The following is a 14,450-nucleotide window of genomic DNA, read 5'->3' on the forward strand; positions in this document are numbered from 1 at the left end:
GTCGCCGTCAACAAGGACCCCGAAGCCCCCATCTTCGAACTCGTCGACTACGGCGTCGTCGGAGACCTCTTCACCGTCCTCCCCCAGCTCACCGACGAGGTGAAGGCCCGCAAGGGCTGATCCCGCAGCGAGCCGGAGGGCGCGGTCCCCGCGGGGACCGCGCCCTCCGTCGTCCGTGCGGGTCAGCGGCCCGCGAGGGAGCGCACGAAGCGGTTGCCGTCGATGGTGCCCAGGCCGGAGGCCAGGTCGTAGCCCTTGGTGGCCTGGTAACCCGTCACCGCGTCCCAGGAGTTGTCGCCCGCGGTGACGTCGGTGATGCCGCTGAGCCGGGAGGGCAGCAGGGCCAGCCCGTACAGGCGCGGGTTGAGCTGGCCCAGGCGGTGGCCCGCCAGCTGGGCGGCCAGCGCGACGACGCCGGAGAAGACCGGGGTCGCCTCGCTGGTGCCGCCGACCAGGTGCCAGCCGACCGCCGTCGGGTCGTACGACTCGTACGTCCAGGCCGCGCCGTCCACCGCCGCGCTCATCGAGATGTCCGGGGTGCCGCGGTGGTTGCCGGTGGTGCCCGCCACGGCGGCCTGGTACCAGGGGCGGGCGAAGACGCCGGAGACGCCGCCGCCCGCCGCGCCGTAGTCGTCGTGCCAGACCTGGTCGGGGGCGGTGCGGTTGCCGCTGTCGTCCAGGGTCAGCCGGGTGCCGCCGACCGAGGTGACCAGCGGGTCCGCGGACGGCCAGGAGTTGACCTTGTACGGGTACAGGTCGCTGCCGTTGTCCATCGCGTCGGTGGCGCCGTCGTCGCCGGACGCGGCGAGCACCGTGACGTCCTCGGCGGCGGCGTACTGGAAGGCGTAGCGCAGCTTCTCGATCGACTTGAAGTCGCCCTTGGCGTAGCCCGGGAAGGTGTTCTCGGTGGCGCCGAAGCTCTGCGAGACCACGTCCACGTCGTGCGACTTCATGACGGCCTTCTCGGCGTCCATCATCTCCGGCAGGCCGGTGACGCCCTCGGTCTCGGCGACGCCGGTCTCCACCAGCACGATGTGCGCGTCGGGGGCGATCGCGTGCGCGTACTCGACGTCCAGGGTGCTCTCGCCCGCCCAGCCGGTGTGGTCCTCGTCGGTCGGGTCGAAGACCGGGACGTTCCCCCACTTGACCACCTCGACCCGGGTGTCCGGGATGCCCCACTGCCGGTCGAACACCTCCAGGTCGTGCTGGATGGTCGGCGAGCCGAAGGAGTCCACGATCACGATGGTGCGGCCCTTGCCCGTCACGCCCTGCCGGTACAGCGGGTCCAGGTGGTACGCGGTGCGGTACTGCAGCGGCGAGTAGCAGTGGATGCCGATCTGCGTGACGCAGTCCGAGGTCGATATCGGCGCGACCCGGCCGACCGCGTCGATCTGCCCGGCCGAGGCGGGACGCAGCTTGAAGACCGGCGGGCGGGCGGCGGACTGCGCGGTGGCGGTCGCGCCGGTCAGGGCGGTGGCCCCGACGGCGAGCAGCGCGGCGGCCCGCAGCGCGGTGGAGCGTCGGGTGCCCGCGGTGGCGGGGTGCATGCCCAAGGAGACTCCCAGAGGAGAAGGGGCCCGGGCCGGGTCCGGCCGGGACGGCCCCTATCCCATCGGCAGCGGACGGCCCCTTCCATAGTCCGAGCGGGCCGCCCCGATGGCCCCGCCCGGCCACCGGATTCGGTAAAGGGCGCGGCTGGGTTCGGTAACGCCCCAGCTCGGGGACGGCGCGCGGGGCGCTGCTGCGCGCGGGCGGGCCGGGCTCGTAGAGTCGGGCGGCATGGGACTGCTGACAGCACTCGACGGCGGGTACGGGGACCGGGCGGACGCCCTGGTGGTGGACGGGACCGCCCTGTCCCGGGAACAACTGCTGGGCGCCGCCGGGGCGGTGGCCGAACGCGCCGCCGGGGCGCCCGGCCTGGCCGTCCTGGCCCGGCCGACCGCCGAGACGGTCGCGGCGGTGGTCGGCGGCCTGCTCGCGGGCGTGCCGGTGGTGCCGGTGCCGCCCGACTCCGGGCCGCTGGAGCGCGCCCACATCCTGCGCGACAGCGGCGCCACCCTGCTGGCCGGCACCGGACTGCCCGAGGACGCCGACGGGTTGACGCCCCTCCCGGTCTCGCTGGCGGACCGCCCGGGCGGCGGCTGGCGGCCCGCGGCCGAGGACGGCGACCGGACCGCCCTGGTGCTGTACACCTCCGGCACCACCGGCGCCCCCAAGGGCGCGCTGCTCCCGCACCGGGCGCTCGCCGCCGGGCTCGACGCGCTCGCCGACGCCTGGCGGTGGGACGCCGACGACACCCTCGTCCACGGCCTGCCGCTGTTCCACGTGCACGGCCTGGTGCTGGGCGTGCTCGGCGCGCTGCGCACCGGCAGCCGGCTCGTCCACACCGGACGGCCCACCCCCGCCGGGTACGCGGCCGCCCGCGGCAGCCTGTACTTCGGCGTCCCCACCGTGTGGTCGCGGATCGCCGCCGAGACCGCCGCCGCCCGCGAACTGGCCGCCGCCCGGCTGCTGGTGTCCGGCAGCGCGCCGCTGCCGGTGCCGGTCTTCGAACGGCTGCGGGACCTCACCGGGCAGGCCCCCGCCGAGCGCTACGGCATGACCGAGACGCTGATCACCGTCGCCACCCGGGCCGACGGCGAGCGCCGCCCCGGCGCGGTCGGCGTGCCGGTGGCCGGGGTGCGCACCCGGCTGGTCGGCGAGGACGGGCAGCCGGTGCCCTCCGACGGGGAGAGCGTCGGCGAACTCCAGGTCCAGGGGCCGACGCTGTTCGACGGCTACCTCGGCCGCCCCGGGGCGACCGCCGCCGCCCGCACCGCCGACGGCTGGTTCCGCACCGGCGACGTCGCCGTGATCGGGCCCGACGGCTTCCACCGGATCGTCGGCCGCGCCTCCGTCGACCTGATCAAGAGCGGCGGCTACCGGATCGGCGCCGGCGAGGTCGAGGCCGCGCTGCGCGACCACCCCGGCGTGGCGGACGCCGCCGTGGTCGGCGTCCCCGACCCGGACCTCGGGCAGGCGGTGGTCGCGTACGTGGTCGTGGCGGACGGCGGCTCGGGCGGCTCGGTCGGCTCGGGCGGTTCGGGTGGCGTGGGCGGTTCGGGCGGCTCGGTCGGCGAGCGCGAGCTGATCGACTTCGTGGCGCGGCGGCTGTCCGTCCACAAGCGGCCCCGGCGGGTGGTGCTGGTCGACGACCTGCCGCGCAACGCGATGGGCAAGGTGCTCAAGAAGCAACTCCTGGACGAGGGACGGTGACCCGCCCCCCGCCCTTTCAGGAGGGCGGGGAGTGGGTACCACAGGGGTGGCGCGGGGGCCGGTGCCCCGCGCTGCCCGGCGCACCGCCGGGCCGGTACCACGGAGGGGCAGGGGATGCTGTGATCGTCTGGATCAACGGGGCGTTCGGGGCGGGCAAGACGAGTGTCTGCCGCGAGCTGGTCGGACTGCTGCCGGGGAGCCTGCTGTTCGACCCGGACACCCTCGGGCCGGTCCTGCGGGCCGCCCGGCCGGGCGCCGAACCGGGGGAGCTCCAGGACTCGCCCGCCTGGCGGCGGCTGGCCGCCGAGACCGCCGCCGCGCTGGCCGCCGAGGCCGACGGACCGGTCGTCGTCCCCGCCACCCTGCTGCGGCAGGAGCACCGCGACGAGATCTTCGGCTCGCTGGCCGGCCGCGGCATCCCCGTCCACCACGTCGTCCTCGACCCCGTCGAAACGATCCTGCGGGCCCGGATCGCCACCCGCGAGGACGTCCCCGGCGACCCGGAGGCCACCGCCCGGCTCCGCCGCCGCGCCCGCGAGGCGCTGCCCGCCTACCTCACCGCCCGGGGCTGGCTGGCCGGGGACGCCCGGATGGTCGACAACGGGGTGCTGACGCCCCGGCAGACCGCCGAACGGATCGCCGACCTGGTGCGCAGCGGCGCCGCGCGCTGCCCGATCGTGCGCAGCGAGGGCGGCGACGGGGACACCGTCGCCGCGGCGGTCCTGCTCTTCGACGACCGGGACCGGGTGCTGCTGGTCGACCCCGCCTACAAGCCGCACTGGGAGTTCCCCGGCGGCGTCGTCGAGCGGGGGGAGGCGCCGACCGCGGCCGGCATCCGGGAGGTCGCCGAGGAACTCGGCCTGCGGCTGCACCCGGAGGAACTGCGGCTGCTCGCCGTCGACTGGGAGCCCGGCGCCGGACGCGGACGCGGCGGCCTGCGACTGGTCTACGACGGCGGCCGGCTCGGCCCCTCCCAGGTGCTGCGGCTGCGGCTGCCCGCCGGGGAACTGCGCGACTGGCACTTCGCGACCCTCCGGGAGGCCGCCGAGATGCTGCCCGCCGGGCGGATGCGGCGGCTGACCGCCGCGCTGGAGGCCCGGGCGGTCGGCGAACTGCGCTACCTGGAGGGCGGGCGGCCCGCCGCGACGGGGGCGGCCTCGGCGCGGTGAACGGGAGGCGGTGAGCGGGAGGCGGTGACCGGACGGCGGTGGGTGCGCGGCGGTGGGTGCGCGGCGGACGGCCTCGTGCTGCGCGGGGCGGGGGCGTCGGCGGGCAGGATGGGGGGATGCCGTTCACCCTGAGCCACGCCGCCGCCGTCCTGCCCGGCCTGCGGGCCGCGAAGCGCAAGGGCGCGCTGGTCGCCGCCGGACTGGTCGCCGGTTCGCTGGCGCCCGACGTGCCGTTCTTCGCGGAGTCCCTCGTCCGGGGCGTCTACCGGCACGGCGCGTTGACGCACCGCTGGTGGGCCGCCCCGACCCTCGACGTGGCGGTCGGCGCCGGGCTGGTGGCCGGCTGGTACGGCCTGTGGCGCGAGCCGCTGCGGGCGGCCGTGCCCGGGCGGTGGAACCAGGTGGCCCCCGAGGGCCGGCCGGACGCCGGTGAACTCCTGCTGACCGCCGGGGCGTTGGCCGCAGGCGCGACCACCCACCTGGTCTGGGACTCCTTCACCCACCACGGCCGGGCCGGCGTCCGGGCCCTCCCGGCCCTGGAACGCCGGGTCGCGGGCGTGCCGCTCTACACCGCCCTCCAGTACGGCACCTCACTGGCCGGCCTGGCCGTCCTCGCCCGGTACGCCGGACCCTGGCGGGAGAGCCGCAAGGGCCCGGCGGCCCTGCTCGCCGCAGCCACCCTGGCGGGGGCGGCCGAACGCGTCCTGCGCGCCGAACGCGGCGTCATCGCCGAGACCTGCTTCGGCGCGGGCACGGGCCTGGCGGTCGGCGCGGCCGTACTCGGACTGTGCGGGGGAACCCGGAAGCCCGAACCGGAGTAGGACGGCAGGGGCTAGAGGTAGCCGTTGGTGGAGAGGTGGGCGCCGATGGCGTGGTAGGCGGCGGGGTTCTCGGGGGTGGGGGTGGCGAGGCCGTCGACGTAGCGGTTGTACATGCAGAAGGCGGCGGCGATCAGGACGGTGTCGTGGATGGTGTCGTCGTCGGCGCCGGCGGCCCTGGCGGTGGCGATGTCCTCGGGGGTGACGGACAGTCCGCTCTCGGCGACCTTGCCGGCGAGTCGGAGCAGGGCGCGCTGGAGGTCGGTGACGGGGGCGGTGTCGAGGTCGCGCTGGACGGCTTCGACCAGGGCGAAGTCGCCGTCGAGGCGGTGGGCGGCGGTCGCGCCGTGGGCGCCGGCGCAGTAGCGGGTGCGGTTGAGGGCGGAGACGTGGGCGGCGATCAGTTCGCGTTCGCCGACGCTCAGCGGGGAGTCGCCGCGCAGGAGTTGTTCGGCGAGTTCGCTCAGGCGCTGGCCGGCGGCGGGCCTGGCGAGGAGCAGGGCGCGCATGCCGGGCTGGCCGGCCGGGAGGTCGATGTGGGGCATGCGGGTCACTGAAGCGGTTCGGTGCGGGGTTGGCAACCCCTTGACCTGGGAAGGCGGAGTCGCACACGCGGGGGCGGGTGCGGGCCGTAGCGGAAGGCGGGCAGATTAGGATGGGCGACCGTGACTGACACCGGTAGCACCAAGGACCTGGACCCCGTCGAGCCGGTCGCGGCCCTCGCCGACGACGCCGGTGACGGGGCGTCGGAGGAGTTCGCGGACGCGGACCCGCAGGACCCGCAGGACGGGCAGGACGGGCAGGACGAGCAGGAGGAGCGGGAGGCGTCGGCGCTGCCCGACGGGGTGTGGGACGTCGTGGTGGTCGGCGCGGGCCCGGCGGGCTCCTCGGCGGCGTACGCGGCGGCCTCCCGGGGCCGGCGGGTGCTGCTGCTCGACAAGGCGGAGCACCCCCGGTACAAGACCTGCGGCGGCGGCATCATCGGCCCGTCCCGGGACTCGCTGCCGGAGGACTTCAAGCTGCCGCTGCAGGACCGGATCTCGGCGGTGACCTTCGCGCTGAACGGCCGGTGGACCCGGACCAGGCGTTCGAAGCGGATGCTGTTCGGCGTGGTCAACCGGGACGAGTTCGACCTGCGTCTGGTGCAGGCCGCCGAGCAGGCCGGCGCGGTGCTGGTGACCGGGGTGACCGCGACCGGGGTGGAGCAGAGCGGCGGCGACAGCCGCACGGTGTTCGTGACGCTCGCGGACGGGCGGAGGGTGGAGGCGCGGGCGGTGGTCGGCGCGGACGGTTCGGCGAGCCGGATCGGCCGGCACGTCGGCGTCACCTTCGACCAGATCGACCTGGGCCTGGAGGCGGAGATCCCCGTCCCCGAGGCGGTGTCGCGGCACTGGGCGGGCCGGATCCACCTGGACTGGGGCCCGCTGCCGGGCAGTTACGGCTGGGTCTTCCCGAAGACCGACTCCGGGACGCTGACGGTCGGGGTGATCTCGGCGCGCGGCGAGGGCGAGCGGACCAAGGAGTACCTGGCCGACTACGTCCGCCGCCTGGGCCTGTCCGGGTTCGAACCGCTGGTGGAGTCCGGGCACCTGACGCGCTGCCGGGCCGAGGACTCGCCGCTCTCGCGCGGCCGGGTGCTGGTCGCGGGCGACGCGGCCGGGCTGCTGGAGCCGTGGACCCGGGAGGGCATCTCGTACGCGCTGCGCTCGGGCCGGCTGGCCGGCGAGTGGGCGGTGCAGGTGGCCGAGGCGGGCGGCGCGGCGGACGTGCGGCGGCAGGCGCTGAACTACGCGTTCGCGATCAAGGCCGGGCTGGGCGTGGAGATGCGGGCGGGCAAGGTGATGCTGGCCTCGTTCGAGAAGCGCCCCTACCTGTTCCACGCGGCGGTGTCGCTGATCACCCCGGCGTGGCGGGCGTTCGCCCGGACCACCCAGGGGCACACGACGTTCGCGCAGCTGATGCGGGACCACCGGGCGGCGCGCAAGCTGGCCTCGATCGCGGGGCGGTAGCCGGTAGGCGGTAGCGGGTCGGGCCCGCCCGGGAGGAGGTTCCCTCCCGGGCGGGCCGTTCGGACGGGCGCGGGGGTTGGGGTTCGGGGGGCCGCCGCGCCCGCGTTCCCGGGGTCACCGCAGGCCGGCGTCCAGGGCGTTGATCAGGGTGCCGGAGGGGGTGTCGCCGGACATCTCCCAGACCATCGCGCCCAGCAGGTTCTTCGACTTCAGCCAGGCGGTCTTCTGGGCGATCGACCAGGTGTCGTCGAAGGTCCACCACTGGCCGCCGTTGCCGGTGTAGCCGTAGGTGGAGACCGAGGCCGGGTCGTGGTAGACGGTCAGGTTGGGCACCGAGGCGATCAGGTTGTTGTAGCCGCGGGTGCCGGCCTCCTCGGCGAACTGGCCGGGCGCGGCGCCGCCGGCGGCCTGCCAGGCGCCGTGCGCGCCGCCGTCGGTGACGTTCTGCCAGCCGCGGCCGTAGAACGGGAAGCCGATGGTGAGCTTGCGCGGGTTGACGCCCGCCGCCAGGTAGGTGTCGACGGCGTTCTCGACCGAGAAGTGGAACGGGTACGGGTCGTTCGGGTCGGCGTACAGGTTGGCCTGCTGGCCGGTGCGGTCGGGCTCCCACGAGTTGTCGCTGCCGGAGCCGTGGAAGTCGTAGCCCTGGACGTTGGCGATGTCGAGGGAGCGGAAGATCTGCGTGAGGTCCCAGCCCTGGCCGATCTTGGCCGGGTCGGCGGGGGTGAAGGCGGTCAGCAGCTTGTGCGAGCCGCCGAGGGCGTCGAGCTGGCGGCGGAACTCGGCCAGCAGCAGGGTCAGGTTCTGCTTGTCGGCGGCGGAGTAGTGGTTGCCGGGGTGGCCGTCGGGGGAGCCGGGCCACTCCCAGTCGACGTCGATGCCGTCGAAGATGCCGGCGGCCGTGCCGGGGCCGCCCGCGCCGTTGTAGGCGGGCAGGTTGCCCTTGATCCAGATGTCGATGCAGGAGGAGACCAGCTTCTTGCGGGAGGCGTCGGTGGCGGCGGCGTCCGAGAAGTACTTGGAGTAGGTCCAGCCGCCGAGCGAGACCACGACCTTGAGGTTCGGGTACTTCGCCTTGAGCTTCCTGAGCTGGTTGAGGTTGCCGCGCAGCGGCGACCAGCCGTCGTCGGCGACGCCGTCCACGGACTGGGCGGCGCTCATCGGGCGGGCGTAGTCGGCGTCGGCGTCCCCGGCGCCGGTGCCCTGGTCCGGGTCCTCCGGGTCGGCGGTGGTGCCCTTGGTGACGCCGGCCAGGCAGGTCAGGTTGACCGGGTCGATGTTCTCGAAGGCGTAGTTGACCACGTCGAGCTTGGCGGCGCTGCCGGAGGTGTCGAGGTTCTTGACGAAGTACTGGCGGCCGTAGATGCCCCACTGCACGAAGTAGCCGACCCGGGAGTACTTGCCGGGCCCGGCGAGGTCGCCGGTGGTGACGTTCAGGGTGGTGGAGGCGGGCGAGGCGTTGTCGGCGGCGTCCCGGGCCCGGACCGTGAAGGCGTACGGGGTGGCGGGGGAGAGCTGGCCGACGGTGGCCGAGGTGGTGGTGACGGTCTGCACCAGGGTGCCGCCCTGGTAGACGTCGTACGCGGCGACCCGCTTGTTGTCGGTGGCGGCGTCCCAGGCCAGCGCGACGCCGGTGCTGGTGACGCCGGTGGAGCGCAGGTTGCCGGGCGCGGTCGGCGGCACGGTGTCGGTGGCCGGGTCGACGGTGGCGGCGCTCAGCGCGGGCCCGGCCGGGCCGGTGTTGCCGCGGGTGTCCCGGGCCCGGACGGTGAGGCTGTACGCGGTGGCCGGGGTCAGGCCGGTCAGCGTGGTGGAGGTGCCGGTGGCGGTGCCGAGGATCACCGAGCCGTTCAGCACGTCGTACGAGGCGACCGGGAAGTCGCCCTTGGCCGCGGCCGGCCAGCTCAGCGCGAGGGTGTGCGCGGTGGCGTCGACCAGGGTCGGGGCGCCCGGCGCGGTCGGCGGCACGTCCGGGGTGCCGTCGCACTTGTCGCCGTTGACGCGGCAGTTGAGCGGGGCGGTGATCGGGCCGTTGCCGATGAACCAGAAGCTGTAGGGCTCGGTCGAGCCGTTCGCGGGCACCGTCGCGTTGTAGTAGGCGTTGGTGGCGACCACGTGGCTGCCGGTGGTGGTGGAGGTGCCGTTGTAGGTGCCGGTCATGGTGACGCCGGCGGGCAGGTCGAACTCCAGGGTCCACCCGGTGACGGCGGTGGCGTTGGGGTTCTTGACGACGAAGGTGCCCTTCCACCAGGACCCGTAGTTGTCGCCGGTGAAGGCGGCGGTCAGTTTGGCCGCGGCGTGCGCGGGGGTGGCGGCGAGCAGGGCGATCGGCAGTGCGAGCGCGGCGAGCAGGGCCAGCAGGCGGGCCCTGAGCCATGGCCTGGAGCGGACGTGCATCGGTACTCCCTGTCTGGTGTGGGGGATTCCGTACAGGGGTGCCGGGAGCGGCACTCAGGAGGGTAAGTGGACTGGACCAACTCGTCAACAGGTCTATACCGGAAGTGGGTTGACGATCTGTCAGCACCTTGATCCGCGAGGGTGTCGGCGGCGGCGCGGCACTCGGTGCGGGGCGGTGCCGGTGCTCTGCTGCGGCCCCGGTGGCGGGGGCTCAGGGGCCCAGGAGCTGTTCGGCCAGCGGGCTGCGGGCGTAGAGCACCAGGCGGCCGTGCCGGGCCCGGGTGACCAGGCGGGTGGCGTGCAGGACGGCCAGGTGCTGGCTGACCGCGCCGGGGGTGACGCCCAGGCGGCGGGCGAGTTCGGTGGTGGCGGTCGGTTCGCGCAGCAGGGCCAGCAGCCGGGCCTTGGGCGCGCCGAGCAGCTGCTCCAGGGCGCGCGGGGCGGGCGGCGGGTCGGGCGGGCCGGTCAGGGTGCCCTGGCCGCGGGCCACGTAGGTGATCGACGGGGTGAGGTCCGGGCCGATCGCGGTGATCGCGCCGCGCGCGAAGCAGGTCGGCAGCAGGGCCAGGCCGCGCCGGTCCACCACGATGTCCAGGTCGCCGACGCCCCAGTTCCGGTCGATCGCCAGCACCCCGTCCGACCAGCGCAGCCGGGCGTCGAGGTCGGCGAACAGCCCGGCCGCGCCGCGCTCGGCCAGCACCCGGGAGCGGTGCACGATGTCGGCGCGCAGCACCGAGCGGGCCCGCGGCCACCAGGCGGGCTCCAGGACGTGCGTCCAGTACGCCTGGAGCGCGTCGGCGACCTCGGCGATCAGCGCGGCGGGCTGGTCGGCGCGTTCGGCCAGCAGCGGCGGCAGCGCCCGGTGGTGCGGGAGGAAGGTCGCCGCCAGCTCGTCGGCCAGCCGGGCCGGGTCGAAGGCCCGGACCACCGCCAGCTCGGCCCGGAACTCCGGGAACGGGACGGCCGGACGGGGCGTCAGGAAGTCCGGCACGTACTTGTTGCCCGCGACCAGGGCGCGCAGCAGCGGCGCCTGCGGCAGCGCCTCGAAGGCCGGGCGCATCGCCGCGAACGCCGCGCCGTGCGGGTACTGCCCCGGGTGGGTCCACATCCGCAGGCTGAGCACCGCCTCCTGGAGCGGCGAGCAGGCGAAGTAGGTGGCGGCCAGGTCGACCAGCCCGAGCCGGAACCGCAGCACCACGACGCCTCCCGGGTGGTCCGTCCCGCGCCGACGGTTCAGGCGGGGGCTAAATCAATACCACGGCCGCTCCGTACCCGGTCTGATCGGGGCATGACCGCCACTGAACCCGCGGCCGCTCCGGCCGTGCCGCTCCCCCCTGCCCGCAGCCGGTTCGCCCGGCTGCTCCCCGAGGACCCGGTGCTGCGCCGGCTGTCCGCGATCACCCTGGTCAACACCGTCGGCAACGGCCTCGGGATGACGCTCGGGGTGGTGTACTTCACCCGGATCGTGGGCTTCGGCGTCGGCACGGTCGGCCTGGTGCTGACGCTCGCCGGGGCCTGCGGGGTGGCGGCGGGCGTCCCGGCCGGGCGGCTGTCCGACCGGTACGGCCCCAAGCGGGTGCTGGTCGCGCTGCTGGCGGCGCAGGCGCTCTGCGCGGCCGGGTACGTGCTGGTGCGCGGGCTGGCGGTGTTCGCGGTGCTGGCCTGCCTGGCGGCGGTCGCCGACCGGGGCGGCTCGGCGGTGCGCGGGGCGCTGTTCGCCGAGGTGCTGCCGGCCGACGGGCGGGTGGCCGGCCGGGCCTACCTGCGCTCGGTCACCAACGTCGGCATCTCGGTGGGCACCCTCGGCGCGGCCGCCGTCCTGCAACTGGACACCCGGGGCGCCTACCTGACGGCGCTGCTGGTCGACGCGGTCTCGTACGGGGCGATCGCGGTGCTGTACGTGCTGCTGGTGCCGGCCACGCCGCGCACCGCCGAGCAGGTCCGGCGGGCGGCCGACGGGCCGAACCCGGCGCTGCGCGACCGGGCGTTCCTGCTGCTGACCGGCCTGAACGGGGTGATCACCCTGCAGTTCGTGATGATCGAGGTCGGGCTGCCGCTGTGGGTGGTGCGCGACACCGACGCGCCGCGCTGGATGGTCGCGGGCGGGATGCTGGTGAACACCGCGCTGGTGATCGTCCTGCAGGTGCGGGCCACCCGGGGCACCGAGCGGCCGCGGGCCGCGGCCCTGGTGTTCCGCCGCGGGGCGCTGCTGGTGGCCGCGTCCTGCCTGGTGCTGGGCCTGGCCGCCGGGCTGCCCGGCTGGGCGGCGGCGCTGCTGGTGGCGGCCGGGGTGGGCTGCCAGGCGCTGGGCGAGGTGTACAGCCAGGCGGGCGCCTGGGCGCTCAGCTACGACCTGGCGGAGGACGGCGCGCACGGCGCCTACCAGGGCGTCTTCAACACCGGCATGTCGGGCGCGCTGATGCTCGGCCCGGTGCTGATGACCTCGGTGGTGCTCGCCCACGGCCTGCTCGGCTGGGCGCTGCTGGCGGCGCTGTTCGCCGCCGCGGGCTGGGGGATGACGGCGCTGGTGCGGCGCTGAACGCGCGGACGGGGCGGCGGGGCTGACCGGTCGTCAGCCTCGCCGCCCCGTCCGTCAGGGCGTCAGCAGCTCAGGTTCGAGCCGGTGGGCACGCCCAGGATGGAGGTGAAGCTGGTGTACGCGTTGATCCGGCTCTGCACCTGGGCGGGGTTGCCGCCGTTGCACTCGATGGAGCCGTTGATGGAGCGGATGGTCTCGCCGAAGCCGCTGCCGTTGACGATGGCGTTGTGCGGGGTCATGGTGCCCGGGCCGTTCTGGGTCATCCAGTACCAGATGCCGGTCTTCCAGGCGACGGCCGGGTCGGTCTGCACCAGGTTCGGGTTGTGCAGCAGGTCGATGCCCAGCGCGTCGCCGGCCGCCTTGTAGTTGAAGTTCCAGCTCAGCTGGATCGGGCCGCGGCCGTAGTACGCGGCCTGGCCGGCCGGGCAGCCGTACGACTGGCTGGTGTCGCAGTAGTGCGGGTAGTTGGCGGTGTTCTGCTCGACGATGTAGACCAGGCCGCCGGTCTCGTGGCTGACGTTGGCGAGGAACGCCGCCGCCTCCTGCTTCTTCACCGTGTCCGAGCCGGTGTTGGCGAACGCCGGGTAGGCGTTCAGCGCCGCGACCAGGCCGGAGTAGGTGTAGAAGGAGTTCCGGCTCGGGAACATCTGGTTGAACTGGGCCTCGGAGACCACGAACCCGCCCGGGTTGGGGGTGGTGGACGGGCTCGGGCTGGTGCCGCCGCCGGTGCAGGTGTACGGGCTCCAGTACCAGGTCGAGACGGTCGGGTCGTAGCCCGGGTTGTCGTGGGTGGCGATGTAGTACTGGCCGTTGGGCGCGTACTTGACGATCGCGCCGGTGGCGTACTGGGTGCCGGCCACCCAGGTCGGGTGGTTGCAGGTGCCCTGGGTCGGGGTCGGGCTGGTGGTGGTGCCGCCACCCCCGCCGCAGGCGCCCTGGTCGGCCCAGACGCCGGAGCCGCCGGTGCTCGGGGTCTCGCCCTGGGTCCACCACTTGGCGTTCCAGTTGTGCCCGTTGTAGGAGGCGGACATCCCGCCGGTGTACACCTGGGTCGCCGAGTACGGGGTGGTGCAGGCGGCGGCCGCGGTCGAGGTGGTGGGCACCATGACGGCCAGGCCGGTCGCGGCCAGCGCGCCGGTCAGCAGCGCGGCGATCCGGCCGCGGCGGGAGGCGGCGCGGTGCGCCGGGCGGGGGGAGGTGCGGGTGTGGGGCATTCGGCCACTCCTTGTGGGGGAACGAGCGGTGTACCCAGCACTCAAGCGAGTCTGTCCGCTGACTGTCAATAGGTCTAGACCTGAAGGAAGTTGAGGACGTGTACGGAACTTCGGGCGGCGCAGTGCGGCGGGAGGCGGCGGGAGGCGGCGGGATCGCGCCCCGCCGCCGGGCGGCGCGCGCCGGGGGAATCCGGTACTGGCCAGTAGGGCCGGGGTGTGCCAGGGTGCAGACGACGCCCCTCCGACCCACCCTCAGCCGGAAAGGCAGGCCCGCCCGATGACCCGCGAAGTGCCGCTCGTCCGCCGTACCACCGCCGACGCCGTCGCCACCCTGGAACTCGACTCCCCGCACAACCGCAACGCCCTCTCCGGCCGCCTGATGGCCGAGCTCACCGCCGGGCTCGCCGACGCCGCCGCCGACCCCGGGGTCCGCGCCGTCGTCCTCGGCCACACCGGCCGGGTGTTCTGCGCCGGCGCCGACCTCTCCGAGGCCACCGGCGACGACCCCACCGTCGGACCGCGCGGCCTGGTCGCCCTGCAACGCGCCCTGGTCGACTGCCCCAAGCCGGTCATCGCCCTGGTCGACGGCCACGTCCGGGCCGGCGGGCTCGGCCTGGTCGGCTCCTGCGACCTCGCCGTCGCCGGACCGGACTCCACCTTCGCCTTCACCGAGTCCCGCCTCGGCCTGGCCCCCGCCGTCATCTCGCTGCCGCTGCGCCCCAAGCTCGACCCGCGCGCCGCCGCCCGCTACTACCTCACCGGCGAGACCTTCGACTCCGCCGAGGCCGCCCGGATCGGCCTGGTCACCGAGGCCGCCGACGACGCCCCCGCCGCGCTGCGCACCCTGCTGGACGCGATCCGGCTCTGCTCGCCGCAGGGCCTGGCCGAGTCCAAGCTGCTCGCCAACGCCGCCGTCCGGGAGTCCTTCGACCGGCACACCGAGGAACTCGTCGCGCTGTCGGCGAAGCTGTTCGGCTCCGAGGAGGCGCAGGAGGGCATGCGGGCCTTCCTGGCCAAGCGGCCCGCCCGCTGGGTGCGCTGACCGGCGA

At 75.0% G+C, this 14,450-nt stretch carries 11 protein-coding genes and 1 pseudogene; 7 read left to right on the plus strand and 5 right to left on the minus strand.

From position 1 onward, the window contains the following. Window positions 1-120: pseudogene (locus ACIQVD_RS31715) on the plus strand (electron transfer flavoprotein subunit alpha/FixB family protein); the annotation flags it as partial. Between the two features lie 62 nt (window positions 121-182). Here the strand turns inward: ACIQVD_RS31715 and ACIQVD_RS31720 are convergent. Further along, window positions 183-1,547, minus strand: a complete 1,365-nt coding sequence (locus ACIQVD_RS31720; protein ID WP_402292467.1) for a S8 family serine peptidase — start codon at window positions 1,545-1,547, stop codon at window positions 183-185. Window positions 1,548-1,779: 232 nt separating this feature from the next. On the opposite strand from ACIQVD_RS31720, the gene ACIQVD_RS31725 reads away from it, so the two are divergent. The 3 genes from ACIQVD_RS31725 to ACIQVD_RS31735 all read left to right on the plus strand — a co-directional run bounded on the left by ACIQVD_RS31725 (window position 1,780) and on the right by ACIQVD_RS31735 (window position 5,245). Further along, window positions 1,780-3,255: an AMP-binding protein gene (locus tag ACIQVD_RS31725; protein WP_402292468.1), complete on the plus strand. Its 1,476-nt coding sequence runs from the start codon at window positions 1,780-1,782 to the stop codon at window positions 3,253-3,255. 119 nt (window positions 3,256-3,374) lie between these two features. Continuing rightward, entirely contained in the window at window positions 3,375-4,424 is a 1,050-nt protein-coding gene (locus ACIQVD_RS31730; RefSeq protein ID WP_400693194.1) for an NUDIX domain-containing protein, read from the plus strand. 116 nt (window positions 4,425-4,540) lie between these two features. Next, window positions 4,541-5,245: a DUF4184 family protein gene (locus ACIQVD_RS31735; protein ID WP_402292469.1), complete on the plus strand. Its 705-nt coding sequence runs from the start codon at window positions 4,541-4,543 to the stop codon at window positions 5,243-5,245. Between the two features lie 11 nt (window positions 5,246-5,256). Here ACIQVD_RS31735 and ACIQVD_RS31740 read toward each other — a convergent pair whose 3' ends face one another. Then, complete coding sequence (locus tag ACIQVD_RS31740; protein WP_402292470.1) at window positions 5,257-5,787, minus strand: carboxymuconolactone decarboxylase family protein; 531 nt, start codon at window positions 5,785-5,787, stop codon at window positions 5,257-5,259. 288 nt (window positions 5,788-6,075) lie between these two features. Here ACIQVD_RS31740 and ACIQVD_RS31745 point away from each other — a divergent pair, with 288 nt between their 5' ends. Beyond that, on the plus strand, window positions 6,076-7,251 hold the full coding sequence (locus ACIQVD_RS31745; protein WP_402292504.1) for a geranylgeranyl reductase family protein: 1,176 nt from the start codon (window positions 6,076-6,078) through the stop codon (window positions 7,249-7,251). Window positions 7,252-7,365: 114 nt separating this feature from the next. On the opposite strand, the gene ACIQVD_RS31750 is transcribed toward ACIQVD_RS31745, so the two are convergent. Next, on the minus strand, window positions 7,366-9,648 hold the full coding sequence (locus ACIQVD_RS31750) for a glycosyl hydrolase family 18 protein (protein ID WP_402292471.1): 2,283 nt from the start codon (window positions 9,646-9,648) through the stop codon (window positions 7,366-7,368). A 211-nt stretch (window positions 9,649-9,859) separates the two neighbouring features. Next, window positions 9,860-10,846: an ArsR/SmtB family transcription factor gene (locus ACIQVD_RS31755; RefSeq protein WP_402292472.1), complete on the minus strand. Its 987-nt coding sequence runs from the start codon at window positions 10,844-10,846 to the stop codon at window positions 9,860-9,862. 90 nt (window positions 10,847-10,936) lie between these two features. Between ACIQVD_RS31755 and ACIQVD_RS31760 the strand changes: the two genes are divergently transcribed. Beyond that, window positions 10,937-12,187: an MFS transporter gene (locus tag ACIQVD_RS31760; protein WP_402292473.1), complete on the plus strand. Its 1,251-nt coding sequence runs from the start codon at window positions 10,937-10,939 to the stop codon at window positions 12,185-12,187. A 62-nt stretch (window positions 12,188-12,249) separates the two neighbouring features. Here ACIQVD_RS31760 and ACIQVD_RS31765 read toward each other — a convergent pair whose 3' ends face one another. After that, window positions 12,250-13,401, minus strand: a complete 1,152-nt coding sequence (locus tag ACIQVD_RS31765; protein ID WP_400693214.1) for a glycoside hydrolase family 19 protein — start codon at window positions 13,399-13,401, stop codon at window positions 12,250-12,252. Window positions 13,402-13,678: 277 nt separating this feature from the next. Here ACIQVD_RS31765 and ACIQVD_RS31770 point away from each other — a divergent pair, with 277 nt between their 5' ends. Beyond that, window positions 13,679-14,443: an enoyl-CoA hydratase family protein gene (locus ACIQVD_RS31770; protein WP_400693217.1), complete on the plus strand. Its 765-nt coding sequence runs from the start codon at window positions 13,679-13,681 to the stop codon at window positions 14,441-14,443. The last annotated feature ends 7 nt before the right edge of the window (window positions 14,444-14,450 follow it).

Origin of the sequence: Kitasatospora sp. NPDC090308, assembly GCF_044769485.1 — a bacterium.
Lineage (GTDB): Bacteria > Actinomycetota > Actinomycetes > Streptomycetales > Streptomycetaceae > Kitasatospora > Kitasatospora fiedleri.